Raw genomic sequence first — 24,677 nt, 5'->3', positions numbered from 1 at the left:
AGCTGGCGCTATCCGTGGACTGCCCCCAAGAAGTTGGACACCAATCCAACCCTTGGGGGATCTATGGGTAAGTACACCGAGCAATTCAAGCTCACAGCGATCACAGCCTACCTGGATGGCAGCAACGGTTTCAGAAAGGTGGCTCAACACTTAGGTATCGATTTCAGCCTGCTTCGACGCTGGGTGGCCAGTTATCAGGCCAATAATGGCATTGGTCCAGGCTCGCATGGGCGGCGCTATACCAGTGATTTCAAACAGCAGGTGCTTAGCTATATGCACGAGCATCGGCTTTCGCTGCGCCAGACTGCTGCCCACTTTGGTCTTGGGCAGTCCTCTCAGATAGGCATTTGGCAGCGGCAGTACTACAGTGGCAGTCCTGCACCCTCTACTGCCACCAAGCCAAGAAAGCCAATCGACGTGTCGAAGAAGATCAAGCCTGCCAAACCCACCGATACCAATGATGATCAGAAGTCTCGAGATCAGCTGATGGCTGAACTTGAGTACCTGCGCATGGAGAATGCTGTCCTAAAGGAGCTCAAGGCTCTGCGCGAGGAAAAGGAACGAACACGCGGGAAAAAGTCCTGATCGTTTCCAAACTCAAGCGCAGGTTTCCTTTGCCTGACCTCCTTCAGTTGGTCGAGCTGGCGCGCAGCACCTTCTACTACCAGCTCAAAGCTCAGCAGAAGCCAGACCGGCATGCTGAGCTCAAGGCATTGGTGCATCGCGTCTATCACGAGCAGAAACGGCTTTATGGTTATCGCCGTGTCGCACTCGTAATCAGGAAGGAAAAGCGGGTGAACAAGAAGGTCATTGAACGGCTGATGGCTGAGCAGGGATTGAAATCAGTAGTGCGCCCCAAGAAATATCGCTCCTATCGAGGTACCGTCGGCAAAGTGGCAGCGAATGTACTGGAGCGAAATTTTGTCGCTCAACGCCCAAACCAGAAGTGGGTGACTGACGTAACCGAGTTCAAAGTAGCTCAACAGAAGCTCTATCTGTCGCCCGTGATGGATTTGTACAACGGCGAAATCGTGGCCTACGAAATGGCCAGCCGCCCGTGCTATAGCCTGGTTGGGAACATGCTTGGCAAAGCGCTCGATTGCCTGGGAGAGAAACCGAAGCTCGTGCTGCATTCGGATCAGGGATGGCATTACCAGCAGGCGCAATACCGCCGTAAGCTAAGCGAATGTGGGGTAAAGCAGAGCATGTCTCGAAAAGGCAATTGCCTGGACAACGCGGCCATGGAAAGCTTCTTCGGCACGCTCAAATCTGAGTTTTTCTACCTGAAGCGTTTCGAGAGCATTGATGAGCTGAGAGCGGGTCTGGATGAGTACATTCACTACTACAACCATGATCGCATCAAGCTGAGGCTCAATGGCCTGAGCCCTGTGGAGTACAGGGCTCAGGCTGCAGCTTAAAACTGTCCAACTTTTGGGGGGCAGTCCACCGTGTGGGAGCGGGCATGCCCGCGAAACAGGCGCCGCGGTGCATGGCACCGGCTTTGCCGGTGTTCGCGGGCACGCCCGCTCCCACAGACTGATTGCCATTAAGCGGGCCTGTCGCTACAGTGACGGCCCGTTTTTTGTTGCCTCGCTAACGAATCATGACTCCCTTAGAACGCTATCAAGCAGATCTGAAACGTCCCGACTTCTTCCATGACGCGGCGCAGGAAACTGCGGTGCGTCACCTCCAGCGCCTGTACGACGACCTGGTGCACGCGCAGAACAACAAGCCGGGCGTGTTCGGCAAGCTGTTCGGCAAGAAGGAGCAGACTCCGGTCAAGGGCCTGTACTTCTGGGGTGGGGTGGGGCGAGGCAAGACCTACCTGGTTGATACCTTCTACGAAGCGCTGCCGTTCAAGCAGAAGATGCGTACGCACTTCCACCGCTTCATGAAGCGTGTGCACGAGGAGATGAAAACCCTCAAGGGCGAGAAGAACCCGCTGACCATCATTGCCAGGCGCTTCAGCGAAGAAGCCAAGGTGATCTGCTTCGACGAATTCTTCGTGTCGGACATTACCGACGCCATGATCCTCGGCACCTTGATGGAAGAGCTGTTCAAGAATGGCGTGTCGCTGGTGGCCACCTCCAACATCGTGCCGGACGGCCTGTACAAGGACGGCCTGCAGCGTGCGCGCTTCCTGCCGGCCATCGCCATGATCAAGCAGTACACCGACGTGGTGAACGTCGATAGCGGGGTCGACTACCGCCTGCGTCACCTGGAGCAGGCCGAACTGTTCCACTTCCCGCTCGATGACGCGGCGCACCAGAGCATGCGCGCCAGCTTCAAGGCGCTCACCCCTGAGTGCACCCAGGCGATCGAGAACGACGTGCTGATGATCGAGAACCGCCCGATCAATGCCTTGCGTACTTGCGACGACGTCGCCTGGTTCGACTTCCGCGACCTGTGCGACGGGCCGCGCAGCCAGAACGACTACATTGAGTTGGGCAAGATCTTCCACGCCGTATTGCTGAGCAACGTGGAGCAGATGGGCGTCACCACCGACGACATCGCCCGCCGCTTCATCAACATGGTGGACGAGTTCTACGATCGCAACGTCAAGCTGATCATCTCGGCCGAGGTGGAGTTGAAGGACCTGTATACCGGTGGGCGTCTGAGCTTCGAGTTCCAGCGTACCCTGAGCCGGTTGCTGGAGATGCAGTCGCACGAATTCCTGGCGCGCGCACACAAGCCCTGACGCCAGCGGCAAGCTTCAGGCGGCAAGGAAAATTCAGGGCAATGCGCGATCCGCTCTGGTTTTTCCTTGTCGCTTGAAGCTCGAAACCTGCCGCACCGGAAGCCTTTCAGGCTTCCTGCATGAACTGCTGCCGATACTGGTTCGGCGACAACTCGGTATGCTGGCGGAACAGCCGCGCAAAGAAACTGGCATCGTCATAGCCCACCTCGTAACTGATGGTCTTGATGCTCTTGCGCGTACTCGACAACAACCCCTTGGCTGTCTCGATGCGTAACCGTTGCAGGTAATGCAGCGGCTTGTCACCCGTTGCGCCCTGGAAGCGACGCATGAAGTTGCGGATGCTCATGCCGTGGTTGCGGGCCACATCCTCGAAGCGGAACTTGTCGGCGAAGTGCTCCTCCAGCCAGTGCTGGATCTGCAGGATGATCAGGTCCTGGTGCAGCTTCTGCCCGCCAAAGCCCATGCGCCCCGGGGTGTAGTTGCGTTGCACTTCGTAAAGGATATCGCGGGACACCGCACGGGCCACGTTGGCACCGCAGAAGCGTTCGATCAGGTAGATGTACAGGTCGCAGGCTGAAGTTGCACCGCCGGCGCAATAGATATTGTCGGCATCGGTCAGGTGCTTGTCCTGGTTCAGGCGGATCTGCGGGAAGCGTTCGGCAAAGCTGTTGAAGAAGCGCCAGTAGGTGGTCGCCTCCTTGCCATCGAGCAGGCCGGATTCGGCCAGCCAGAACACACCACTGGCCTCGGCGCACAGCACCGCGCCACGCGCGTGCTGTTCACGCAGCCACGGCAGCACCTGTGGGTAACGTTGCAGCAGGTTGTCGAAATCATCCCAGTAGGCAGGGAGGATGATCACATCAGCGTCGTCCAGGCCGCCGTCAACCGGTAACTGCACATTGCTGAAGCTGTCCACGGGCTGGCTGTCGGGGCTCACCAGGCGGATTTCGAACATGGGCTGCAAGCCCAGGCCCAGCTGCTTGCTGTAGCGCAGGCTGGCGAGGTGGAAGAAGTCCTTGGCCTGCATCAAGGTCGAAGCGAACACCTTGTCAATGGCCAGGATGCTGACGCGCCGCAGCGACGCTGAGGGTTGGGTAAACATCATTGTCATTGTTCTTATAGGGTAGAGTGGTCAATCACCGGCTGGATCGTCTTATTTTTTGGCGATTGTGTCTACCCCATGTAACAGCGGCGCGAAGCGGGGCGCAGTGTTTGGCTCAAGGCGCCGGGTTGGGCTGCTCCTGATGAATGGCTTCGATCGCTGTCAGCAGATCGGCGCTCAGGTTCAGTTCAAGGCTGGCCAGGTTGCTGTCCAGTTGCTGCAGGCTGGTGGCGCCAATGATGTTGCTGGTCACGAACGGCTGTCGGGTGACGAACGCCAGGGCCATTTGCGCCGGGTCCAGGCCGTGCTCGCGGGCCAACTGCACGTAGCGGCTACAGGCCGCCACGGTCTGTGGGTTGGAGTAACGGGCAAAGCGGCTGAACAGGGTCAGGCGTGCATTGTCTGGCCGTGCGCCGTTCTCGTACTTGCCCGAGAGCATGCCGAAGGCCAGCGGCGAATAGGCCAGCAGGCCACATTGCTCGCGTATGGCCACTTCTGCCAGGCCCACCTCGAAGCTGCGGTTGAGCAGGTTGTACGGGTTCTGGATCGATACCGCCCGTGGCCAGCCCCGGCTCTCGGCCAGCTGCAGGAATTTCATGGTGCCCCACGGCGTTTCGTTGGACAGGCCGATGTGGCGGATCTTGCCCGCACGTACCTGCTCGTCGAGCACCTGGAGGGTTTCTTCCAGTGGGGTGAAGTGATCCTGTGGCAGGTGCTGGTAGCCCAGCTTGCCGAAGAAGTTGGTGCTGCGCTCTGGCCAGTGCAACTGGTACAGGTCGATGCGGTCGGTCTGCAGGCGCTTGAGGCTTTCGTCCAGCGCCGCGACGATGTGCTGACGGTTGTGCTTGAGCTGCCCGTCACGGATATGGCTGATGCCGTTGCCCGGGCCTGCCACCTTGCTGGCCAGGATCCACGCGTCGCGGTCGCCATGGTCACGGAACCAGTTGCCGATGATGCGCTCGGTGGCCGCGTAGGTCTCCGGGCGGGGAGGGACCGGGTACATCTCGGCGGTGTCGATGAAGTTGACCCCGGCAGCCTTGGCCCGGGCAATCTGTTCGTGGGCCTCGGCCTGGATGTTCTGCTCGCCCCAGGTCATGGTGCCCAGGCACAGGGCGCTGACGTTGAGGTCGGTACGGCCGAGCTGGCGGTATTCCATCGGTTATTCACTCCTTGGCGATAGAAGCCAATCAAAGCAGGTTGAAATTTTTCGCGCAATCTGGATAATTCAGCCCCTCTCCGCGTGGCGGAAGTGATGCACCATCACGCAGGAAGAACCCCGTCGAACATTGGCGTGCCCGACCCGAGCCCCCAAAAGCGTCTGTGTTCGGCTGCGCGCTTGCCCTTGGCAAGCTGTGCACTATCCAGTAAGATTCGCCGTCTATTTTTCGCTGGGCGGCCTCTGAGGCTTTAGAGAATGAAAACTTTTACTGCTAAACCGGAAACAGTAAAGCGCGAGTGGTTCGTAGTCGACGCCGCTGGCCAGACCCTGGGTCGTCTGGCTACCGAAATCGCTACCCGTCTGCGTGGCAAACACAAACCAGAATACACCCCTCACGTTGACACCGGCGACTACATCGTCGTTATCAACGCCGAGCAGGTTCGTGTGACTGGTGCCAAGTCTTCCGACAAAATGTACTACTCCCACTCCGGTTTCCCAGGCGGTATCAAGGAAATCAACTTCGAGAAGTTGATCGCCAAGGCCCCTGAGCGTGTTATCGAAACTGCGGTCAAAGGCATGCTGCCTAAGAACCCGCTGGGTCGCGACATGTACCGCAAGCTGAAAGTGTACGCGGGTGCTGCTCACCCTCACACTGCTCAGCAGCCTCAAGAACTGAAGATCTAACGGGATAGTTCATTATGTCGGCGACTCAAAATTACGGCACTGGCCGTCGCAAGACCGCAACCGCTCGCGTATTCCTGCGTCCGGGTACTGGTAACATTTCCATCAACAACCGTTCTCTGGACGTGTTCTTCGGTCGCGAAACCGCTCGCATGGTTGTTCGCCAGCCGCTCGAGCTGACTGAATCCGTTGAGAAATTCGACATCTACGTCACCGTTTCCGGTGGTGGTGTCAGCGGTCAGGCCGGTGCGATCCGTCACGGTATCACCCGCGCTCTGATGGAATACGACGAAACCCTGCGTGGCGCTCTGCGTCGTGCTGGCTACGTCACCCGCGACGCTCGTGAAGTTGAGCGTAAGAAAGTGGGTCTGCGTAAAGCGCGTAAGCGTCCTCAGTACTCCAAGCGTTAATACCGCTTCGGCAGTCGAAAAAAGCCCGGTTCCTTGGAACCGGGCTTTTTTTTTAGCCTTGAACTAACCTGTCAGCAGTCAGTGGCCGCTTGTCGCATAGACGTAGATCAAGCAAAGCGTGGGTTGTCGCCCTTGCCGGGGTAATCACCTTGTCAGTGTGTGGATTTGTTTCTTACCATGGCGGCCAATTTTTAGTGCCATTGACACAACCTAAGTACAGGCCAGGTCCAACTGGCCAAGCAAGCTGATGGGAGAGGACTGAATGAGCAATGACGGCGTCAACGCAGGCCGGCGCCGCTTCCTCGTAGCCGCGACATCCGTGGTCGGGGCGGCGGGGGCAGTGGGGGCTGCGGTACCGTTCGTGGGGTCATGGTTTCCCAGTGCCAAGGCGAAAGCCGCGGGTGCACCGGTGAAGGTCAACATCGCCAAGGTCGAGGCAGGGCAGCAGATGGTGGCCGAGTGGCGTGGCCAGCCCGTATTCATCGTGCGGCGAACGGAGGAAATCCTTGGCAATCTGAAAAAAATCACGGGTGACCTGTCCGATCCCGAGTCCAAGGCCTCGGTACAGCCAGCGTACGTCGACCCTGAGGTTCGCTCGATCAAGCCGGAAATTCTCATTCTCGTCGGCCTGTGCACGCACCTGGGCTGCTCGCCCACCTTCCGGCCAGAAGTGGCGCCCGCCGACCTTGGGCCGAAATGGGTGGGTGGTTACTTCTGCCCGTGCCACGGCTCTCACTATGACCTGGCTGGTCGTGTCTACAAGTCCCAGCCGGCGCCTCTCAACCTGCCCGTGCCACCGCACTCTTATGAGTCGGACGAGATCATCGTCATTGGCGTCGACCAGGAGAACGCATGATGAGCAAGTTCATGGACTGGATTGATGCTCGCTTCCCCGCCACCAAGATGTGGGAAGACCACCTCAGCAAGTATTACGCACCCAAGAACTTCAACTTCCTGTACTTCTTCGGCTCCCTGGCATTGCTGGTGCTGGTCAACCAGATCGTGACCGGTGTGTGGCTGACCATGAGCTTCACGCCCTCGGCGGAAGAGGCGTTCGCCTCGGTCGAGTACATCATGCGTGACGTGGAATACGGCTGGATCCTGCGCTACCTGCACTCCACGGGGGCGTCAGCGTTCTTCATCGTGGTCTACCTGCACATGTTCCGCGGCCTGCTCTATGGCTCCTACCAGAAGCCACGCGAGCTGGTCTGGCTGTTCGGCATGCTGATCTATCTGGCGCTGATGGCTGAAGCGTTCATGGGCTACCTGCTGCCATGGGGGCAGATGTCGTACTGGGGCGCCCAGGTGATCATCTCGCTGTTCGGTGCCATCCCGGTGATCGGTGATGACCTCACCCAGTGGATCCGCGGTGACTACCTGATCTCGGGCATCACCCTGAACCGCTTCTTCGCCCTGCATGTGGTTGCCCTGCCAATCGTGATTCTCGGCCTGGTGGTATTGCACATCCTCGCCTTGCACGAAGTGGGTTCGAACAACCCTGATGGCGTCGACATCAAGAAGAAAAAGGACGAAAACGGTATTCCGCTGGATGGTATTCCGTTCCACCCGTACTACACCGTCAAAGACATTGTCGGCGTGGTGGTGTTCCTGTTCGTGTTCTGCGCCGTGGTGTTCTTCTTCCCTGAAATGGGCGGTTATTTCCTGGAGAAACCTAACTTCGAGCAGGCCAACGCCTTCAAGACTCCAGAGCACATCGCGCCGGTGTGGTACTTCACACCGTTCTACGCAATCCTGCGTGCGGTGCCTGACAAACTGATGGGCGTCATTGCCATGGGAGCGGCCATCGCCGTGCTGTTCGTACTGCCTTGGCTCGACCGCAGTCCGGTGCGTTCCATGCGTTACAAGGGCTGGATCAGCAAGGTCTTCCTGCTGGTGTTCTGCGTGTCCTTCGTCATCCTCGGCGTGCTGGGCGTACTGGCACCGACACCTGGGCGTACTTTGCTGTCGCAGGTATGCACGGTGCTGTACTTCGCCTACTTCCTGCTGATGCCGTTCTACACAAGGCTCGAGAAGACCAAACCGGTTCCGGAAAGGGTGACTGGCTGATGAAAAAGTTGATTGCAGTATTTTTGCTGGCAGTGATGCCCGCCTTTTCCTTCGCTGCCGAACATGGCCTGGAGCTGGACAAGGTCGATATCGACCTGACTGACAAGGCCGCCATGCAGGACGGCGCGCGTACCTTCGCCAACTATTGCATGGGTTGCCACAGTGCCAAGTTCCAGCGCTACGAGCGGGTGGCTGATGACCTGGGTATCCCGCATGAACTGATGCTCGAGAAGCTGGTGTTCACAGGTGCCAAGATCGGTGACCACATGCAGATCGGCATGAAGCCCAGCGACGCCAAGACCTGGTTCGGTGCTGCGCCGCCCGACCTGACCCTGGTCGCCCGCGTGCGCGGTACCGATTGGCTTTACACCTACCTGCGCAGTTTCTATGAGGACCCATCCCGCCCTTATGGGGTGAACAACAAGGTATTCCCGAACGTCGGCATGCCTAACGTGCTGGTGGGTCTGCAAGGTAACCAGGTAGTGGGTTGCAAGCAGGTGCAGACGGTGGTCGATGGCAAGAAGCAATTCGACCCGTTGACCGGCAGCCCGTTGACCCATGAAGCTTGCGATCAGCTGACCATTACGCCGAATTCCGGTACCCTGACGGCCGAGCAGTTCGACGAGAAGGTCAAGAACCTTGTGACCTTCCTGGCCTATTCGGCCAACCCAGTCAAACTGGAAAGCCAGCGCATCGGCACCTATGTGTTGCTGTATCTGGCTTTCTTCTTCGTATTCGCCTACTTGCTCAAGCGTGAATACTGGAAGGACGTGCACTGATCACGCAGTAGTTTCTGGTTGTTGAACGCGCCCGGGGTGGCCTAGCAGTATTGCCAGGCCACCCCGGGCGCGTTTTCATTTAAAGTTGCACAAGCATCCGTGCGAGGAGCCGCTACATGGGCGCAACCAACAGGTTAGCCTGCTATTCCGATCCCGCTGATCACTATTCTCATCGGGTGCGCCTGGTTCTGGCCGAGAAGGGCGTCAGCGTGCAGTTGATCGATGTCGATCCCGCCCGCCTGCCGCCGAAGCTGGCCGAGGTCAACCCTTATGGCAGTGTGCCGACCTTGGTCGATCGTGACCTGGCGTTGTATGAATCGACCGTGGTGATGGAATACCTCGAGGAGCGTTACCCGCACCCGCCGCTGATGCCGGTATACCCGGTAGCGCGTGGCAACAGCCGTCTGCTGATGCACCGCATCCAGCGCGACTGGTGTGCCTTGGCCGATACCGTGCTTGACCCGCGTAGCAGTGAAGCTGCCCGAACCGAAGCGCGCAAGGCCTTGCGCGAAAGCCTGACCGGGGTCTCGCCGTTGTTCAGCGAGTTCGCCTGCTTCATGAGTGATGAGCAAAGCCTGGTCGATTGCTGTCTATTGCCCATACTCTGGCGTTTGCCGGTGTTGGGTATCGAATTGCCGCGGCAAGCCAAGCCGCTGCTGGATTACATGGAGCGCCAGTTCGCCCGCGAGCCTTTCCAGGCGAGCCTGTCCTCCGTAGAACGTGAAATGCGCAAGCTTTAAGGAGCCGTTGATGAACTCCAGTCGCCCCTATCTGGTTCGAGCACTGTACGAGTGGATCGTCGACAACGATTGCACGCCCCATATGCTGGTCAATGCCGAATTCCCGAAAGTTCAGGTGCCGGATGGTTTCGCCAGTGATGGCCAGATCGTCTTGAATATCTCGCCAAGTGCCGTGCGTAGCCTGCACATGGACAATGATGCAGTCAGCTTCGAGGGCCGCTTCAGTGGCGTGGCTCACTCGCTGTTCGTGCCGGTTGGTGCAATCCTGGGTATCTACGCCCGCGAAAATGGCCAGGGTATGGTCTTCGAGCTGGAGCCGTCTTCGATGGATGGCGACGAGCTGGAAGACGATGATGTGCAGCCGGATGACGATGGCCCGCCAGACGATGGAGGGCAGCCGCCGCGTCCGACTGGCCGGCCAAGCCTGAAAGTGGTCAAGTAACAAAAAAAGGCGATCCGGATGGATCGCCTTTTTTTGTGTGCGCCAGGCATGGCGCGTTGCGCGTAAGCGCAATCCGCTTGGCTGTGGTGGCCAAGCGGGTGACTTGGAGGTGAAAGTCCTCTACACACCCGGCAAGGGGAAGTGTTAGCCAGAGGCAAGGGTGTCGTGGGCGACTGCGAATCTGAAGGAAGCCCGAGGCAAAATGCTGGCCTGACGAACAGGAAGCGGATAGAGGCGGCACAGCGGGGTGAGGTGGCACAAATCGCCAAAGCCCAATACTTGCACGGAACGCTGTGACGTAGATCCGACAGGCATAAGCAGGAAGGTCGCGCGAATTACCCTGGGAGATCTGTACGTTTGCCATTGTGCTACCGCGCGTCGAAAGGCGACGGGATGAGCGTGCAGAAGTCAGCCGAAGCCGTAGTAAGTGGCGGTCAACCGCGCCACCAAGGGCCGAACAGGTTATGCCGCCAGTAGGCGTCACTGTCTCGTTGGTAGCCGTAATGCAGAAATTTCCCACAGCGGAAACTGTCATCCCGAGTCCCGGCCAGAAGCTGAGGATGATGCATGACAGTGCAAAGGTATCGACGGCGTCAGTAACGTGGACGAACGCGGAGCCGGACACGCTGATGGAGCGGGTGCTTGCACCGGCCAACCTCAGACGTGCGTATCAACGCGTGGTCAGCAACAAGGGAGCGCCGGGTGCCGATGGCATGACGGTCGCTGACTTGGCGGGCTACATGAAACAGTATTGGCCAACCCTCAAGGCCAGGTTACTGGCCGGTGAATACCAGCCCCAAGCAGTGCGAGCGGTTGAAATTCCCAAGCCGCAGGGCGGCACACGGCAACTGGGAATCCCCAGCGTCGTGGATCGCCTGATCCAGCAAGCACTGCAGCAGCAGCTCACACCTATCTTCGACCCACTGTTCTCGGACTACAGCTATGGTTTTCGTCCGGGCAGAAGTACGCATCAAGCCATCGAGATGGCCCGTGCTCATGTGACAGCGGGACACCGCTGGTGCGTGGAACTCGATCTGGAGAAGTTTTTCGATCGGGTCAATCACGACATCCTCATGGCTTGCATCGAACGTCGGATCAAAGACAAGTGCGTACTCAGGCTTATCCGCCGCTACCTTGAAGCCGGGATCATGTCGGGCGGTGTCGTCAGCCCACGGCAGGAAGGGACGCCGCAAGGCGGCCCGCTCTCGCCGTTGCTGTCGAACATCCTGCTCGACGAACTCGACCGCGAGCTGGAGCGGCGGGGCCATCGCTTCGTACGTTATGCCGATGATGCGAACATCTATGTACGCAGTCCCCGGGCCGGCGAACGGGTGTTGGTCAGCGTCGAGCGCTTCCTGAGAGAACGTCTGAAGCTGACGGTGAACAGAAAGAAAAGCCAAGTGGCAAGGGCGTGGAAGTGCGACTACCTAGGCTATGGGATGAGCTGGCACCAGCAGCCAAGGCTGCGCGTGGCAACGATGAGCCTAGACCGCTTACGCGACCGGCTCAGAATGCTGCTGCGCAGCGTACGGGCTCGCAAAATGGCGACTGTCATCGAGCGGATCAACCCCGTCCTGAGAGGCTGGGCTAGCTACTTCAAGCTCAGCCAGAGCAAGCGGCCGCTTGAGGAACTGGATGGTTGGGTCAGGCACAAACTCCGCTGCGTCATCTGGCGTCAATGGAAGCAGCCTCCCACGAGGCTGAGAAACTTGATGCGCCTGGGGTTGAGCGAGGAGCGTGCCAACAAGTCAGCCTTCAATGGCCGAGGTCCATGGTGGAATTCGGGAGCGCAACATATGAACTACGCGCTGCCAAAGAAACTGTGGGACCGGCTCGGGCTGGTCTCGATACTGGATACGATTAACCGGCTTAGCCGCGTAACCTGAACCGCCGTGTACGGAACCGTACGCACGGTGGTGTGAGAGGACGGCGGGTGTGAATCCGCCTCCTACTCGATTTGGCCTGTCCAGGCAATCACTGAGTCAATCGATGTACTCGAACAGCTTGACGATCTTCTGCACGCCCGAAACACCCTGCACCACGGCAGTGGCCGAGTTGGCTTCTTGACGGGTGACCAGGCCCAGCAGGTAGACGATGCCGTTTTCGGTAATCACCTTGATGCGCGAGCTGGGCACGGCGCTGTCGGTCAGCATCTGGGTCTTGATCTTGGTGGTCAGCCAGGCGTCGTTGTTGCGCGCCAGAATGGAGGAGGGCTGCATCACTTGCAGCTCGTTGTGTACTTTCTTGACCCGCTGGACCTGGCTGGCGGTTTGCTCCGCGAGGCTCTTGAGGTCGGCGCGCGGGGTCTGCCCGGCCAGCAGGACGATGCCGTTGTAGCTGCTGACAACGATGTGCGAGCCCTTGTCCAGGTCTGGGTTGGCTTTGGAAATGTTCACGGCGGCCTTGGTCTCGATCAGCGAGTCGTCGATCTTGCTGCCGATGGTGCGCGTGCCGCGATCGTCCTCGATCGGCGAATTGCGGGTAGAGGTGAGTACCGAGCTGCAACCAGTGACGCTCAGGCACAGGGTCAGGGCCATCAGGCCGAGGCGCATAGGGGTCATTCTTCACTCCCGAACAGTTGGCTGTCGATCAGATCGCACAGGCAGTGGATCGCCAGCAGGTGGACTTCCTGGATACGCGCGGTAACTGTCGAAGGCACGCGGATTTCCACGTCCTCGGGCAGCAACAGCGAAGCCATGCCGCCGCCGTCGCGACCCGTCAATGCTACGACAATCATTTCACGGTCATGTGCGGCCTGGATGGCCTGGATCACGTTGGCCGAATTGCCGCTGGTGGAGATCGCCAGCAGAACGTCACCGGGCTGGCCCAGGGCGCGGATCTGCTTGGAAAAGACTTCGTTGTAGCTGTAGTCGTTGGCGATCGAGGTCAGGGTCGAGCTGTCGGTGGTCAGCGCGATAGCTGGCAGGCTGGGGCGCTCGCGCTCGAAGCGGTTGAGCAGCTCCGATGAAAAGTGCTGGGCATCGCCGGCCGAGCCGCCGTTGCCGCAGGCGAGCATCTTGCCCTCGTTGAGCAGCGCATTGACCATGACCAGGCTGGCCTGCTCGATGTGCGGTGCCAGGATGTCCATTGCCTGTTGCTTGGTTTCGATGCTGGCCTCGAACAGCCGGCGAATTCGGGATTGCATGTCCATCTGGTGACCTTAAATGGGGCGGTGGCCTTTGCTACGCGCAACAACGACCAGCCCGCGATACATAGAGCAAAAAAAACGAAGTGGGTTCAGCATTCGAAGGCGTTTTTCAGCCATTGAAGCGGTCTGCCTGCATGGTGGCTACCCTGCAGGGCGACCACGTCGAAGCGGCAGGGGTAGTTGCCCCAGTGGGCCTCCTTCTGCAGGAACAGGGTGGCGGCAAGCACCAACCGTTTCTGCTTGCGCCCGTCGATACTGTCGAGAGCGCCTCCGAAGCCCGCGTGCAACCGGTAGCGGACTTCGACGAATACTACTGTATCGGCGTCGAGCATGACCAGATCAAGCTCACCGCCTTTGCATCGCCAGTTGCGTGCCAGCAACTGCAGCCCTTGCCCCTGAAGGTACTCAAGGGCTTGGGTTTCTGCCGCTTGCCCGGCACGGGTAGGCGATGCTGCGGCCATCAACGCACGGTGTCAGGCAGGCGCTTGACCTGGCCGCCGCTAAACTCGGCCCAAGGCAGCTGGCGTTCGACGCGCTGGTTGGCATTGATGCTCAGGCTGCCCGAAAGGCCAAGGACGCGGTTGTCCGGTAGCGCTTTCAGTTGGCCCAGGCGCGGCGCCAGGCTGTAGGCATCGACGCCCATGGCATACAGGCGGCCGAGGCTGCCGGCGGCTTGCGGCCACTGCTGTACAACCTGTTGACGCAGGCTGTTGCTGGTGTCGAGCAGCCACGGTGTTTCGCAGAAGCGGATGCCGTTCATGTCATTGTACTGGTTGACGTCACCGCTGGCGCTGTACAGGTTCGAGGTGGCATAGACCGGCACATCACCTGCGTATTGGAAGTTCAGGGTCGGCTTGATCTGTTGCGCCTGTTGTGGGGTCGAGGCGAGGAAGATGAAGTCGATGTCCTGGCGGCGCGACGGTTGTGCAGCGATGCTGCCGCCCACCGTGCTTTGCAGGCTCTTGGCGCGGCCTTCGCTCTGGCGCAGCTGGAACAGGTCGGCAATTTGCTGGGCCAGGGCGACCGGCTGGGCGATGCGCTCGGCGGCGAGCAGGGTTCCGCCATTGCCTTCCCAGTCCTGGCGGAAGGCGGCCAGGACACGGTCACCCCATTCGCCGCTCGGCACCAGGGCAACGGCGCGGACCATGCCATCGGCGCGGGCGCGGCGGGCCACTTCGCGGGCTTCGTCCTCGGCAGCCAGGCCGAACTGGAACAGTTGTGGCGGCGCCTTCTGGCCGGCGTCGGCGTAGTTCAGGGCCAGTGTGGTGATCGGCAGCTGTGGTTTGGCGGCCAGTTGTTTGACCAATGGCTTTTCAAGCGGGCCGATGACCAGTTGCACGCCGGCGGCTTGCGCCTGGCGATAGAAGTCGTCCAGCGAGCCGATGCGTGAGCTGTCGAACACCTGCACGGCAGGCGCTGGCTGGCCGCTTTGCTGGGCCTGGAAGTGGGCGGCCATGAAGCCATCGCGCAGGGCGCGGGCTACACCGGCCAGCGGACCTTCCTGAGGCAGCAGCAGGGCGATCTTGGTCAGCGGCTGGCTGGCCAGCTCCTTGAGCTTGGTCAGGGCCAGCGGCAGTTGCTGGGCGGCAGGGTGGTCCGGGTGCTGTTTGACCCAGGCTTCGATGGCCGCTTGCTGCTGCTCCAGGGTGCCGGCGCTTTTCACGGCGAAGGCCAGGCTGGTCCAGCCAGCCAGGGTCTGATCGTTGGTTGGCTGCTGCAGTTGCTCTGCAGGCAGCGAGGCGACCAAGGCCCAGATGGCGTCATTGTTGGTGCTGGCGGCCTGGCCGCCAAGCAGCGGGGCCAGCAGGATGCGCTGCTGTGCGGCAGCCAGGGCCTGGCCATCGGCTTCGAGCGCGGCGGCGTGCACACTGTAGGTGCGCGCTTGCAGGTCTGCCGGCAGTTCGGCGAGGCGCTGCAGGCTGGGGTGGGCCAGGGCGGTCAGCGCTGCCTTGGGCTGGTTGCGGCTCATGGCCAGCTCGGCCGCGAGGGTGCTGGCGAACACTTGCTGGGCCGGCTTGAGCGTGTCCAGCGGGACCTGCTCGAGAATGCGTGCGGCGCGTGGGAAGTCCTTCTGCTTGTAGGCCAGGTCGGCCGCGCTCAGGCGCAGCAGCGCGGCGTCTTCCGCAGACTTGCTGGAAGCGGCCTTTTCGAGCAGTTGCTCGATGCTGGCGTCCGGGGTGCGTGGTAGTTCGCCCAGGCTGGATGAGGGCGAGCTGGCGCAGGCTGCCAGCAGGGCGGCGAGGCAGAGGGCTGTGAGCAGCCGCAGGCAAGCGATCATGTAAAGGTCCTGTTACTCGATCAAGTTGGCCGGCAATTGTACCCAAGCACTGGCCGGGGCGCGATGTTGCTGTGTCGATCCTTCACTATAGGTGGCGTGTTCCTGATCGCCGGCGAAGTTCTTTGCGCCCTGTTGCAGGCGCTCGGGCTACAATGGCGCCTTTGATCCGAATGACAGGTGTGCGCAGTGACTGATGTGGCAGGGGCTTCGAAATCCACGGTGGGGACGCTGTATGTGGTGGCAACCCCCATCGGCAACCTCGACGATATGAGCGCCCGGGCGCTGAAGGTGCTGGCGGACGTGGCGCTGATCGCCGCCGAAGACACCCGTCATTCGATCCGCCTGCTGCAACACTTTGGCATCGATACGCCGTTGGCCGCTTGTCATGAGCACAACGAGCGTGACGAGGGCGGGCGTTTTCTCTCCAAGCTGCTGGCGGGTGAAAATGTGGCGCTGGTCTCCGATGCCGGCACGCCTCTGATTTCCGACCCGGGCTATCACCTGGTGCGTCAGGCGCGGGCCGCGGGGGTGAGCGTGGTGCCGGTGCCGGGCGCCTGTGCCTTGATCGCCGCGCTTTCGGCGGCAGGCCTGCCGTCGGATCGCTTCATCTTCGAAGGCTTCCTGCCGGCCAAGCAGGCAGGGCGCCGGGCGCGCCTGGAGCAGGTGAGGGAAGAGCCGCGCACGTTGATCTTCTACGAAGCCCCGCATCGAATCCTGGAATGCCTTGAAGACATGGAGGCGGTATTTGGTGGCGATCGTCCGGCGTTGCTGGCGCGCGAACTGACCAAGACCTTCGAGACCCTGAAGGGCTTGCCGCTGGCCGAGTTGCGCGCCTTCGTAGCCGGCGACAGCAATCAGCAGCGTGGTGAGTGCGTGGTGCTGGTCGGCGGCTGGAGTGCGCCGGAGGGCGAGCAGGCCATCAGTGCCGAAGCGCAGCGCGTGCTCGACCTGCTATTGGCTGAGTTGCCACTGAAGCGGGCGGCGGCGCTTGCAGCGGAAATTACCGGGGTGCGCAAGAACCTGTTGTATCAACTGGCCCTTGAAAAGCAGAAAGCCGAATAGTGGCAGTTTGATATAAATGCCGTTAGCGCTTGTTCTTGCGCCCGCGTGTCGGTAACCTTGGCGGCGGAGAGTCGATCGGACAGTCGCTGCCTGTTTTTGTTCCGCAACTTTTTGTTGTGTGAGCAGCAGGGGGAGGAAAGTCCGGGCTCCACAGGGCGGAGTGCCAGGTAACGCCTGGGAGGCGTGAGCCTACGGAAAGTGCCACAGAAAATAACCGCCTAAGCACTTCGGTGCCGGTAAGGGTGAAAAGGTGCGGTAAGAGCGCACCGCACGGCTGGCAACAGTTCGTGGCTAGGTAAACCCCACTCGGAGCAAGACCAAATAGGGTTCCATCAGGCGTGGCCCGCGTCGGAACCGGGTAGGTTGCTAGAGGCGTCCAGTGATGGCCGTCGTAGAGGAATGACTGTCCTCGACAAAACCCGGCTTACAGATCGACTCTCCACCTTTCTTTCCCTGCTTGAATCGATAGCAGATCCTCTCTGGTAATACCGAAAAAATCTTACTCTTAATAAATTACTTTAACTTCGAACTCCATTCGCTTGCGTGGGTTTGATTTTTCTCGTGTTTTTTTCTCTCTGGCAGTCCTTCCACATTCCCTTGTTGCGCTAAATCTCGGTCCTGTAAGGCTTTTCCTTATGAACGTGCCTTGACGGTGCTGCGGGCGGATTCCTATAGTGTGCGCAAGTGGCAGAAAGTGGGATGAAGTGGGTTTTCTGACACAAAAAAGCTAACATTGTGGGGAATCACAGCCGTGTTCCGCGGAGCCAACGCCGTCAGCCTCGATGCCAAGGGCCGTCTCGCCATGCCGAGTCGGTACCGTGACGAGCTCGACTCACGTTGCAATGGCCAACTGATCGTGACCATTGACGCCGTAGACCCCTGCTTGTGTGTTTATCCCCTCGATGAGTGGGAACAGATAGAAGCCAAGTTGCGTGCCTTGCCATCGTTGCGTGAGGAAAACCGCCGCCTTCAGCGTTTGCTGATTGGTAATGCGGTTGACCTGGAGCTCGATGGCAGTGGGCGTTTCCTGGTGCCGCCCCGCCTGCGTGAGTACGCCAAGCTCGATAAGAAGGCGATGCTGGTGGGGCAACTGAACAAATTCCAGCTGTGGGATGAAGATGCCTGGAACGCGGTTTCGGCAGCTGACCTTGCAGCTATTCAACAACCGGGCGCCATGCCCGACGAATTGCGTGACCTGATCCTGTGACCATAGATAGCGGCTTCAACCACATTACCGTCCTGCTCGATGAAGCTGTCGAGGCATTGGCCCTGCGCGCCGACGGTTGCTATCTGGACGGTACTTTCGGCCGGGGCGGACACAGCCGTCTGATACTCAGCAAGCTCGGGCCGCAAGGGCGGCTCTTGGGCTTCGACAAAGATCCACAAGCGATTGCCACGGGGCAAGCGCTGGCGGCCGAAGACGGCCGCTTTGTCATTGTGCAGCGCAGTTTTGCAGAGCTGGGTGCAGAAGTGGCAGCACGCGGCCTGCACGGCAAGGTCAGTGGTGTGTTGCTGGACCTGGGCGTGTCCTCGCCGCAGCTGGATGACCCGGAGCGTGGCTTCAGCTTCCTCAATGATGGCCCGCTGGACATGCGCATGAACCCGGACCAGGGCATCAGTGCCGCTGAGTTCATCGCCACTGCGCCCGTGGAAGAAATCGCCCGCGTCTTCAAGGAGTACGGCGAAGAGCGCTTTGCCGGGCGAATGGCGCGTGCAGTGGTCGAGCGCCGTGAAAAACAGCCCTTCACCCGTACCGCCGACCTGGCGGAGGTGCTCAAAGTGGCCAACCCTGCATGGGAAAAGGGCAAGAACCCGGCTACCCGAGCCTTCCAAGGCCTTCGCATTCACGTCAACAACGAGCTGGGTGACCTGGAGGCTGGTCTTGAGGCTGCGCTCGATGCGCTCGAAGTCGGTGGTCGCCTGGCGGTCATCAGCTTCCACTCGCTGGAAGACCGTATCGTCAAACTGTTCATGCGCAAGCTGGTGAAGGGTGAGGCCGACAACCTGCCGCGTAACCTGCCGGTTCAGCACAAGGCCTTCGAGCCGAAAATCAAGCTGATCGGCAAGGCTCAGTTCGCCTCCGAGGCCGAGCTCAAGGCCAACCCGCGGTCGCGTAGCGCCGTGATGCGCGTGGCGGAGAAGCTGCGGTGAGCAGGCTACTTGCCAAACCCTTGCCAGGCGGAAGCTTCCTGATGCTTTTGCTGTTCGTCGGCGTGCTGGTTTCGGCCATTGCCGTGTCCTACAGTGCGCACTGGAACCGTCAACTGCTCAACACCCTGTACGGTGAATTGAACGAGCGCGACAAGGCTCAGGCCGAATGGGGCCGGCTGATTCTTGAGCAGAGTACCTGGACCGCTGCCAGCCGCATCGAGAGCCTGGCCTCCGAGCAGTTGAAGATGCGCGTGCCGTCAGCTGACGAAGTCCGGATGGTGGCGCCATGATGAAGCTCGAAGGCGCACTCTACCCGTGGCGCTTCCGCGTAGTGATCGGCTTGCTGGCGATCATGGTCGGCGCCATTTGCTGGCGCATCATCGACCTCCAGGTGGTTGACCGTGACTTCCTCAAGGGCCAGGGCGATGCACGTAGCCTGCGTCATATCCCCATCCCGGCGCACCGCGGCTTGATCACCGACCGCAACGGTGAGCCGTTGGCCGTGAGTACCCCGGTCACCACGTTGTGGGCCAACCCTAAAGAGATGCAGGCCTCCAAGGAACGCTGGCCGCAATTGGCCGCAGCGCTGGGGCAAAACCCGCAGCAGTTGATCGAACGCCTGACCCAGCAGGCCAACAAAGAGTTCATCTACCTGGTCCGGGGGCTGACCCCCGAGCAGGGCCAGCACGTGCTCGACCTCAAAGTGCCTGGTGTGTACGGCCTGGAAGAATTCCGCCGCTTCTATCCGGCCGGTGATGTGACTGCACACATGGTCGGCTTTACCGACCTCGACGACCACGGTCGTGAAGGGGTGGAGCTGGCCTATGACGAGTGGCTGGCCGGTGTGCCCGGCAAGCGTCAGGTGATCAAGGACCGGCGCGGTCGGCTGATCAAGGACATTCAGGTAACCAAGAACGCCAAGGCCGGGAAGACCTTGGCGTTGTCGATAGACCTGCGCCTGCAGTACCTGGCTACCCGCGAGTTGCGCAACGCCATTGCCGAGCAGGACGCCAAGGCCGGCAGCCTGGTGATCATGGACGTCAAGACCGGTGAGGTCCTGGCCATGGTCAACCAGCCGACCTACAACCCCAACAACCGCCGTAGCATGTTCCCGGCGGCCATGCGTAACCGGGCGATCATCGACGTGTTCGAGCCGGGCTCCACGGTCAAGCCGATCTCCATGAGTGCGGCGCTGCAGAGTGGCCGCTGGAAGCCGACCGACAAGGTCGAGGTGTACCCTGGCAGCCTGCAGATCGGCCGCTACACCATCAAGGACGTGTCGCGCAGCGAGGGCCCGATTCTTGATTTGACCGGCATCCTGATCAACTCCAGTAACGTTGGCATGAGCAAGATCGCCTTCGACATCGGCGGCGAGGCCATCTACCGGGTCATGTCCCAGGTCGGCCTGGGCCAGTACACCGGCCTTGGCTTCCCGGGCGAACGTGTCGGCAACCTGCCCAACCACCGTGAGTGGCGCAAGGCCGAGACCGCCACCCTGTCCTATGGCTACGGCGTATCGGTGACCGCCCTGCAGCTGGTGCATGCCTACGCGGCGCTGGCCAACGACGGCAAGATGGTGCCGCTGTCGATCATCAAGGTCGACAAGACGCCGGAAGCCGTGCAGGCCATTCCGAAGGAAGTCGCCGAAACCGTTCAGGGCATGCTGCAGCAGGTGATCGAAGCGCCGCGTGGCGTCTTCCGTGCCCAGGTGCCGTTCTATCACGTGGCCGGCAAGTCCGGCACCGCGCGTAAGGCCACCGTGGGTGCCAAGGGGTACACCGAAAACGCCTACCGCTCGCTGTTTGCCGGCTTCGGGCCAATGAGTGACCCGCGCTACGCCATCGTCGTGGTCATCGACGAGCCAAGAAAGGGTGGTTACTTCGGTGGCCTGGTTTCGGCGCCTGTATTCAGCAACGTCATGTCCGGCACCCTGCGCCTGATGAACGTGCCGCCAGACAACCTGCCGCCACCGGCACCAGCCGTGCCATCACAAGTCAATGCAGCAGCCGCCAAGGGAGGGCGTGGATGATGACAATGCCATTAAGCAAACTTTTCGCCCATGCCAGCCGTGATCCGTTGATTCGTGAGCTGACCCTGGACAGCCGTAGTGTGCGCCCGGGTGACTTGTTCCTGGCGGTGCCGGGTGCCAAGGTCGATGGTCGCGAGCATATCGCCGATGCCCTGGCCCGTGGTGCTGCTGCCGTGGCCTATGAAGAGCAGGGCGCCAACGTGCTGCCGCTGACCGATGTGCCCCTGATTCCGGTCAAAGGCCTGATCGCTCAGCTGTCAGATATCGCCGGGCGCTTCTACGGTGAACCGAGCCGCCAGTTGAATCTGGTCGGCGTGACCGGCACCAACGGCAAGACAAGTGTTACCCAACTGGTCGCCCAGGCGCTCGACCTGCTTGGCCAGCGCTGCGGCCTGATTGGCACCCTGGGTACCGGTTTCTACGGCGAGTTGCAGAGCGGCCGCCTGACCACGCCGGACCCGATTGCCGTGCAATCGACCCTCAACGACCTCAAGAAAGGCGGCGCCAAGGCCGTGGCCATGGAAGTGTCTTCCCATGCCCTGGAGCAAGGCCGGGTTGCCGCACTGGAATTCGACATCGCGGTGATGACCAACCTGTCCCGCGACCACCTCGACTATCACGGCAGCATGCAAGCCTATGAGGCCGCCAAGGCCAAGCTGTTCGCCTGGCCGAGCCTGCGTTGCCAGGTGGTCAACCTGGATGACGACTTTGGTCGTCGTCTGGCGGCCGACTTCGCGCGTCGCCCGAGTGTCGACCATATCGAAACCCGGCTGCTGAGCTACAGCCTGGAAAACCCTGAAGCCTCGCTGTTCTGCCGCGAAGCCGTATTCAGTGACGATGGCGTGCGCGCCACCCTCGTCACCGCCCAAGGTGAGCGTATCTTGCGCAGCCAACTGCTGGGCCGCTTCAACCTGAGCAACATGCTTGCCGCTGTGGCGACCCTGCTGGCGCTGGACTATGCGCTGGACGAGATCCTCAAGGTCACGCCGCAACTGCAGGGGCCGGTAGGCCGCATGCAGCGCCTGGGTGGCGGCGACAAGCCGCTGGTGGTGGTCGACTACGCGCACACGCCGGATGCACTTGAAAAAGTACTCGAGGCCCTGCGCCCGCACGCTCACGGCAAGCTGTTGTGCCTGTTCGGCTGCGGCGGTGACCGTGATCGCGGCAAGCGCCCGCTGATGGCCGAAGTGGCCGAGCGCCTGGCCGACCGCGTACTGGTCACCGACGACAACCCGCGTACTGAAGATCCGTTGCGCATCTTCGATGATATCCGCCCCGGTTTCACCAGGCCTGACGACGTCGAGTTCGTTGCCGGCCGTGGCGAAGCCATCGCGCACCTGATTGCCACCGCTGCTGCCAACGATGTGATCGTGCTGGCCGGCAAGGGGCACGAGGATTACCAGGAGATCAATGGCGAGCGCCATGATTTCTCCGATTTGACCGAAGCCGAAAAGGCACTTGCAGCCTGGGAGGCTCCACATGCTTAAGCCGCTGTCACTCAGCCAGCTGACCACAGCACTGAAGGGTCAACACATCGGTGACGACGCCACGTTCACCGGCGTCAGCATCGATAGCCGCAGTGTCAGCGCCGGGCAACTTTTCGTCGCCCTGGCCGGCCCGCGTTTCGATGGCCATGACTACCTGGCAGACGTGAAAGCCAAAGGCGCAGTAGCCGCCCTGGTCGAGCGTGAAGTAGCCGATGTCGACCTGCCGCAGTTGCAGGTGGCCGATTGCCGCCTGGCCCTCGGCCAGCTCGGTGCATTGAACCGCGCCGCTTTCGACAAGCCTGTAGTGGCCATTACCGGTTCCAGCGGCAAGACCACGGTCAAGGAAATGCTCGCCAGCATCCTGCGTACCCGTGGCCTGGTGCACGCCACCCGCGGCAACTTGAACAATGACCTCGGTGCACCGCTGACACTGCTGGAGATCGCACCGGAGCACAGCGCGGCAGTGATCGAGCTGGGCGCCTCGCGCATTGGCGAAATCCGCTACACCGTAGGCCTGACGCAACCGCAGGTTGTCATCATCAACAACGCCGGTACTGCCCACGTTGGTGAATTCGGCGGCCCGGACAAGATCGTCGAAGCCAAGGGCGAGATTCTCGAAGGCCTGGGCCAGGGCGGTATTGCCATCCTCAACCTGGACGACAAAGCCTTTGACATCTGGAAGGCGCGTGCCGGTGCGCACAAGGTCGTCAGTTTCGCACGCAGCAACCCGAAGGCCGATTTCCACGCGTCAGACATTGGTCGCGATGCCCGTGGCTGCCCGTCCTTCACCCTGCATGGCGCCGGTGAAACGGTAGCCGTGCAACTCAATGTGCTGGGTGAACACAACGTCAGCAATGCCCTGGCCGCCGCCGCCGCTGCACATGCCGTTGGTCTGAGCCTGAGCGGCATCGCCGCCGGCCTGGCGGCGGTGCAGCCGGTCAAGGGGCGCACCGTGGCGCAGATCGCGCCGAACGGGGTACGGGTAATCGACGACAGTTACAACGCAAATCCCACCTCTATGTGCGCAGCCATTGATATACTCGCCGGCTTTTCCGGACGCACCGTTCTGGTGCTTGGGGATATCGGCGAATTGGGGCAATGGGCGGAAGAAGGCCACCGTCAGGTGGGTGACTACGCGCGTGGCAAGGTCGACGCCCTGTACGCAGTGGGTTCCAACATGACACATGCGGTCAAGGCGTTCGGCGCCAATGGCCGCCATTTCGCTACTCAAGCTGAGCTGATCGATGCGGTTAGCGCCGAGAATGCCAGTGACACCACTATCTTGATCAAGGGCTCGCGCAGCGCTGCGATGGAAAACGTCGTGGCGGCATTGTGCGGTGCCAGCGGGGAGAAACATTAATGCTGCTGCTGTTGGCCGAGTATCTGCAACAGTTCCACAAAGGCTTCGCGGTCTTTCAGTACCTGTCCCTGCGCGGGATTCTTGGTGTACTGACCGCGTTGTCCCTGGCGCTGTGGCTGGGCCCCTGGATGATCCGTACCCTGCAAATTCGCCAGATCGGCCAGGCCGTGCGTAACGACGGCCCGCAATCGCACCTGTCCAAGTCCGGCACCCCGACCATGGGTGGGGCGCTGATCCTGTCGGCTATCGCCGTCAGCACCTTGCTGTGGGCCGACCTGAGCAACCGCTATGTATGGGTTGTGCTGATCGTCACCCTGGCGTTCGGTGCCATCGGCTGGGTCGATGACTACCGCAAGGTGATCGAAAAGAACTCGCGTGGCCTTCCGAGCCGCTGGAAGTACTTCTGGCAGTCGGTGTTCGGCCTGGCGGCGGCGGTGTTCCTGTACAAGACGGCGCCCACCAGCGTCGAGACCACGCTGATCCTGCCGTTCATCAAGGATGTCACCATTCCGCTGGGCGTCGGCTTCGTCGTACTGACCTACTTCGTCATTGTCGGCTCGAGCAACGCGGTCAACCTCACCGATGGCCTTGACGGCCTGGCAATCATGCCGACGGTGATGGTCGGCGGCGCGCTGGGCATCTTCTGCTACCTGTCGGGTAACGTGAAGTTCGCCGAATACCTGCTGATCCCCTACGTGCCGGGCTCGGGCGAGCTGATCGTGTTCTGCGGCGCGCTGATCGGTGCCGGCCTGGGCTTCCTGTGGTTCAACACTTACCCGGCGCAAGTGTTCATGGGCGACGTCGGCGCGCTGGCACTGGGCGCCGCGCTTGGCACCATCGCCGTCATCGTGCGCCAGGAAATCGTGCTGTTCATCATGGGTGGCATCTTCGTGGTGGAAACCCTGTCGGTGGTGATCCAGGTCGCCTCCTTCAAGCTGACCGGCAAGCGCGTGTTCCGCATGGCGCCGATTCATCACCACTTTGAACTCAAGGGCTGGCCAGAGCCCCGGGTGATCGTCCGATTCTGGATCATCACCGTGATCCTGGTACTGATTGGCCTTGCAACCCTGAAACTGAGGTAGAT

At 60.7% G+C, this 24,677-nt stretch carries 24 protein-coding genes and 1 other RNA gene; 19 read left to right on the top strand and 6 right to left on the bottom strand.

The window, feature by feature from the left end; all coding sequences use genetic code 11:
• The first annotated feature begins 63 nt into the window (after window positions 1-63).
• Together ACI7M0_RS21955 and zapE are read left to right on the top strand one after the other, a co-directional pair.
• Window positions 64-1,418, top strand: a protein-coding gene (locus ACI7M0_RS21955) for an IS3 family transposase (RefSeq protein ID WP_405314508.1) whose coding sequence is annotated in 2 segments (ribosomal slippage) — window positions 64-537 and window positions 540-1,418 — 1,353 coding nt in all. Because the reading frame shifts where the segments join, the coding sequence is not laid out codon by codon here.
• A gap of 185 nt (window positions 1,419-1,603) precedes the next feature.
• Window positions 1,604-2,698 carry a cell division protein ZapE gene (gene zapE, locus ACI7M0_RS21950; RefSeq protein WP_064490729.1) on the top strand — a complete coding sequence of 365 codons (1,095 nt, stop codon included), beginning with the start codon at window positions 1,604-1,606 and terminating at the stop codon, window positions 2,696-2,698.
• 106 nt (window positions 2,699-2,804) lie between these two features.
• Here zapE and ACI7M0_RS21945 read toward each other — a convergent pair whose 3' ends face one another.
• On the bottom strand, window positions 2,805-3,725 hold the full coding sequence (locus ACI7M0_RS21945) for a GlxA family transcriptional regulator (protein ID WP_172402841.1): 921 nt from the start codon (window positions 3,723-3,725) through the stop codon (window positions 2,805-2,807).
• 190 nt (window positions 3,726-3,915) lie between these two features.
• Complete coding sequence (locus ACI7M0_RS21940) at window positions 3,916-4,956, bottom strand: NADP(H)-dependent aldo-keto reductase (RefSeq protein WP_129933973.1); 1,041 nt, start codon at window positions 4,954-4,956, stop codon at window positions 3,916-3,918.
• Between the two features lie 258 nt (window positions 4,957-5,214).
• On the opposite strand from ACI7M0_RS21940, the gene rplM reads away from it, so the two are divergent.
• From rplM to ltrA, 8 genes are all read left to right on the top strand, one after another.
• Window positions 5,215-5,643 (top strand): 50S ribosomal protein L13, encoded by a 429-nt coding sequence (gene rplM / locus ACI7M0_RS21935; protein WP_003251819.1) that lies wholly within the window; start codon window positions 5,215-5,217, stop codon window positions 5,641-5,643.
• A 14-nt stretch (window positions 5,644-5,657) separates the two neighbouring features.
• Window positions 5,658-6,050: a 30S ribosomal protein S9 gene (gene rpsI, locus ACI7M0_RS21930; RefSeq protein ID WP_003251821.1), complete on the top strand. Its 393-nt coding sequence runs from the start codon at window positions 5,658-5,660 to the stop codon at window positions 6,048-6,050.
• Window positions 6,051-6,312: 262 nt separating this feature from the next.
• The gene (gene petA, locus ACI7M0_RS21925; RefSeq protein ID WP_003251823.1) at window positions 6,313-6,906 is read left to right on the top strand and encodes a ubiquinol-cytochrome c reductase iron-sulfur subunit; all 594 of its coding nucleotides are present in this window, start codon (window positions 6,313-6,315) and stop codon (window positions 6,904-6,906) included.
• Window positions 6,906-8,117 (top strand): cytochrome bc complex cytochrome b subunit, encoded by a 1,212-nt coding sequence (locus ACI7M0_RS21920; protein WP_010952438.1) that lies wholly within the window; start codon window positions 6,906-6,908, stop codon window positions 8,115-8,117. The genes petA and ACI7M0_RS21920 overlap by 1 nt, the downstream gene beginning before the upstream one ends.
• Window positions 8,117-8,896 (top strand): cytochrome c1, encoded by a 780-nt coding sequence (locus ACI7M0_RS21915; RefSeq protein WP_010952439.1) that lies wholly within the window; start codon window positions 8,117-8,119, stop codon window positions 8,894-8,896. The genes ACI7M0_RS21920 and ACI7M0_RS21915 overlap by 1 nt, the downstream gene beginning before the upstream one ends.
• A 116-nt stretch (window positions 8,897-9,012) precedes the next feature.
• Window positions 9,013-9,636, top strand: coding sequence for a glutathione S-transferase N-terminal domain-containing protein (locus ACI7M0_RS21910; protein ID WP_014592290.1), 624 nt, complete (start codon window positions 9,013-9,015; stop codon window positions 9,634-9,636).
• A 10-nt stretch (window positions 9,637-9,646) separates the two neighbouring features.
• Window positions 9,647-10,078: a ClpXP protease specificity-enhancing factor gene (locus tag ACI7M0_RS21905; protein WP_003251830.1), complete on the top strand. Its 432-nt coding sequence runs from the start codon at window positions 9,647-9,649 to the stop codon at window positions 10,076-10,078.
• Window positions 10,079-10,542: 464 nt separating this feature from the next.
• Window positions 10,543-11,964, top strand: a complete 1,422-nt coding sequence (gene ltrA, locus ACI7M0_RS21900) for a group II intron reverse transcriptase/maturase (RefSeq protein ID WP_405314498.1) — start codon at window positions 10,543-10,545, stop codon at window positions 11,962-11,964.
• Between the two features lie 96 nt (window positions 11,965-12,060).
• On the opposite strand, the gene ACI7M0_RS21895 is transcribed toward ltrA, so the two are convergent.
• From ACI7M0_RS21895 to ACI7M0_RS21880, 4 genes are all read right to left on the bottom strand, one after another.
• A complete protein-coding gene (locus ACI7M0_RS21895) occupies window positions 12,061-12,639 on the bottom strand; it encodes a BON domain-containing protein (protein ID WP_019439045.1) in 579 nt (192 codons plus the stop codon).
• Window positions 12,636-13,229 carry a phosphoheptose isomerase gene (locus ACI7M0_RS21890; protein ID WP_012053657.1) on the bottom strand — a complete coding sequence of 198 codons (594 nt, stop codon included), beginning with the start codon at window positions 13,227-13,229 and terminating at the stop codon, window positions 12,636-12,638. Before ACI7M0_RS21890 ends, ACI7M0_RS21895 begins: the two co-directional genes overlap by 4 nt.
• A gap of 86 nt (window positions 13,230-13,315) precedes the next feature.
• Window positions 13,316-13,687 carry a YraN family protein gene (locus tag ACI7M0_RS21885; protein ID WP_020190054.1) on the bottom strand — a complete coding sequence of 124 codons (372 nt, stop codon included), beginning with the start codon at window positions 13,685-13,687 and terminating at the stop codon, window positions 13,316-13,318.
• The gene (locus tag ACI7M0_RS21880; protein WP_104962517.1) at window positions 13,687-15,504 is read right to left on the bottom strand and encodes a penicillin-binding protein activator; all 1,818 of its coding nucleotides are present in this window, start codon (window positions 15,502-15,504) and stop codon (window positions 13,687-13,689) included. The genes ACI7M0_RS21885 and ACI7M0_RS21880 overlap by 1 nt, the downstream gene beginning before the upstream one ends.
• 267 nt (window positions 15,505-15,771) lie before the next feature.
• On the opposite strand from ACI7M0_RS21880, the gene rsmI reads away from it, so the two are divergent.
• The 9 genes from rsmI (at window position 15,772) to mraY (ending at window position 24,675) form a co-directional block, all read left to right on the top strand.
• The gene (gene rsmI, locus ACI7M0_RS21875) at window positions 15,772-16,566 is read left to right on the top strand and encodes a 16S rRNA (cytidine(1402)-2'-O)-methyltransferase (protein WP_230065380.1); all 795 of its coding nucleotides are present in this window, start codon (window positions 15,772-15,774) and stop codon (window positions 16,564-16,566) included.
• A 67-nt stretch (window positions 16,567-16,633) separates the two neighbouring features.
• Window positions 16,634-17,009, top strand: an RNA gene (gene rnpB, locus ACI7M0_RS21870) — RNase P RNA component class A.
• A gap of 308 nt (window positions 17,010-17,317) precedes the next feature.
• A complete protein-coding gene (mraZ, locus tag ACI7M0_RS21865) occupies window positions 17,318-17,773 on the top strand; it encodes a division/cell wall cluster transcriptional repressor MraZ (protein WP_004575120.1) in 456 nt (151 codons plus the stop codon).
• Window positions 17,770-18,717, top strand: coding sequence for a 16S rRNA (cytosine(1402)-N(4))-methyltransferase RsmH (rsmH, locus tag ACI7M0_RS21860; protein WP_014592285.1), 948 nt, complete (start codon window positions 17,770-17,772; stop codon window positions 18,715-18,717). The genes mraZ and rsmH overlap by 4 nt, the downstream gene beginning before the upstream one ends.
• Window positions 18,714-19,007, top strand: a complete 294-nt coding sequence (gene ftsL, locus ACI7M0_RS21855; protein ID WP_003251845.1) for a cell division protein FtsL — start codon at window positions 18,714-18,716, stop codon at window positions 19,005-19,007. Before rsmH ends, ftsL begins: the two co-directional genes overlap by 4 nt.
• The gene (locus tag ACI7M0_RS21850; protein WP_162497240.1) at window positions 19,007-20,746 is read left to right on the top strand and encodes a penicillin-binding protein 2; all 1,740 of its coding nucleotides are present in this window, start codon (window positions 19,007-19,009) and stop codon (window positions 20,744-20,746) included. Before ftsL ends, ACI7M0_RS21850 begins: the two co-directional genes overlap by 1 nt.
• Window positions 20,743-22,233: a UDP-N-acetylmuramoyl-L-alanyl-D-glutamate--2,6-diaminopimelate ligase gene (locus ACI7M0_RS21845; RefSeq protein WP_177413610.1), complete on the top strand. Its 1,491-nt coding sequence runs from the start codon at window positions 20,743-20,745 to the stop codon at window positions 22,231-22,233. Before ACI7M0_RS21850 ends, ACI7M0_RS21845 begins: the two co-directional genes overlap by 4 nt.
• Entirely contained in the window at window positions 22,226-23,593 is a 1,368-nt protein-coding gene (gene murF / locus ACI7M0_RS21840) for a UDP-N-acetylmuramoyl-tripeptide--D-alanyl-D-alanine ligase (RefSeq protein ID WP_104887086.1), read from the top strand. The genes ACI7M0_RS21845 and murF overlap by 8 nt, the downstream gene beginning before the upstream one ends.
• Entirely contained in the window at window positions 23,593-24,675 is a 1,083-nt protein-coding gene (gene mraY, locus ACI7M0_RS21835) for a phospho-N-acetylmuramoyl-pentapeptide-transferase (protein WP_003251852.1), read from the top strand. The genes murF and mraY overlap by 1 nt, the downstream gene beginning before the upstream one ends.
• Window positions 24,676-24,677: the final 2 nt, after the last annotated feature.

The sequence above is a fragment of the Pseudomonas sp. 10(2024) genome, assembly GCF_045164175.1.
GTDB lineage: Bacteria > Pseudomonadota > Gammaproteobacteria > Pseudomonadales > Pseudomonadaceae > Aquipseudomonas > Aquipseudomonas alloputida.
This window is presented reverse-complemented; position numbering and strand designations above follow the sequence as displayed.

Bases quoted from the DNA above. Each gene is read 5' to 3' on its own strand.
- zapE (WP_064490729.1), top strand. From the start codon at position 1,604: ATGACTCCCTTAGAACGCTATCAAGCAGATCTGAAACGTCCCGACTTC.
- ACI7M0_RS21945 (WP_172402841.1), bottom strand. From the start codon at position 3,725: ATGCAGGCCAAGGACTTCTTCCACCTCGCCAGCCTGCGCTACAGCAAG.
- ACI7M0_RS21940 (WP_129933973.1), bottom strand. From the start codon at position 4,956: ATGGAATACCGCCAGCTCGGCCGTACCGACCTCAACGTCAGCGCCCTG.
- rplM (WP_003251819.1), top strand. From the start codon at position 5,215: ATGAAAACTTTTACTGCTAAACCGGAAACAGTAAAGCGCGAGTGGTTC.
- rpsI (WP_003251821.1), top strand. From the start codon at position 5,658: ATGTCGGCGACTCAAAATTACGGCACTGGCCGTCGCAAGACCGCAACC.
- petA (WP_003251823.1), top strand. From the start codon at position 6,313: ATGAGCAATGACGGCGTCAACGCAGGCCGGCGCCGCTTCCTCGTAGCC.
- ACI7M0_RS21920 (WP_010952438.1), top strand. From the start codon at position 6,906: ATGAGCAAGTTCATGGACTGGATTGATGCTCGCTTCCCCGCCACCAAG.
- ACI7M0_RS21915 (WP_010952439.1), top strand. From the start codon at position 8,117: ATGAAAAAGTTGATTGCAGTATTTTTGCTGGCAGTGATGCCCGCCTTT.
- ACI7M0_RS21910 (WP_014592290.1), top strand. From the start codon at position 9,013: ATGGGCGCAACCAACAGGTTAGCCTGCTATTCCGATCCCGCTGATCAC.
- ACI7M0_RS21905 (WP_003251830.1), top strand. From the start codon at position 9,647: ATGAACTCCAGTCGCCCCTATCTGGTTCGAGCACTGTACGAGTGGATC.
- ltrA (WP_405314498.1), top strand. From the start codon at position 10,543: ATGCCGCCAGTAGGCGTCACTGTCTCGTTGGTAGCCGTAATGCAGAAA.
- ACI7M0_RS21895 (WP_019439045.1), bottom strand. From the start codon at position 12,639: ATGACCCCTATGCGCCTCGGCCTGATGGCCCTGACCCTGTGCCTGAGC.
- ACI7M0_RS21890 (WP_012053657.1), bottom strand. From the start codon at position 13,229: ATGGACATGCAATCCCGAATTCGCCGGCTGTTCGAGGCCAGCATCGAA.
- ACI7M0_RS21885 (WP_020190054.1), bottom strand. From the start codon at position 13,687: ATGGCCGCAGCATCGCCTACCCGTGCCGGGCAAGCGGCAGAAACCCAA.
- ACI7M0_RS21880 (WP_104962517.1), bottom strand. From the start codon at position 15,504: ATGATCGCTTGCCTGCGGCTGCTCACAGCCCTCTGCCTCGCCGCCCTG.
- rsmI (WP_230065380.1), top strand. From the start codon at position 15,772: ATGAGCGCCCGGGCGCTGAAGGTGCTGGCGGACGTGGCGCTGATCGCC.
- ACI7M0_RS21850 (WP_162497240.1), top strand. From the start codon at position 19,007: ATGAAGCTCGAAGGCGCACTCTACCCGTGGCGCTTCCGCGTAGTGATC.
- ACI7M0_RS21845 (WP_177413610.1), top strand. From the start codon at position 20,743: ATGATGACAATGCCATTAAGCAAACTTTTCGCCCATGCCAGCCGTGAT.
- murF (WP_104887086.1), top strand. From the start codon at position 22,226: ATGCTTAAGCCGCTGTCACTCAGCCAGCTGACCACAGCACTGAAGGGT.
- mraY (WP_003251852.1), top strand. From the start codon at position 23,593: ATGCTGCTGCTGTTGGCCGAGTATCTGCAACAGTTCCACAAAGGCTTC.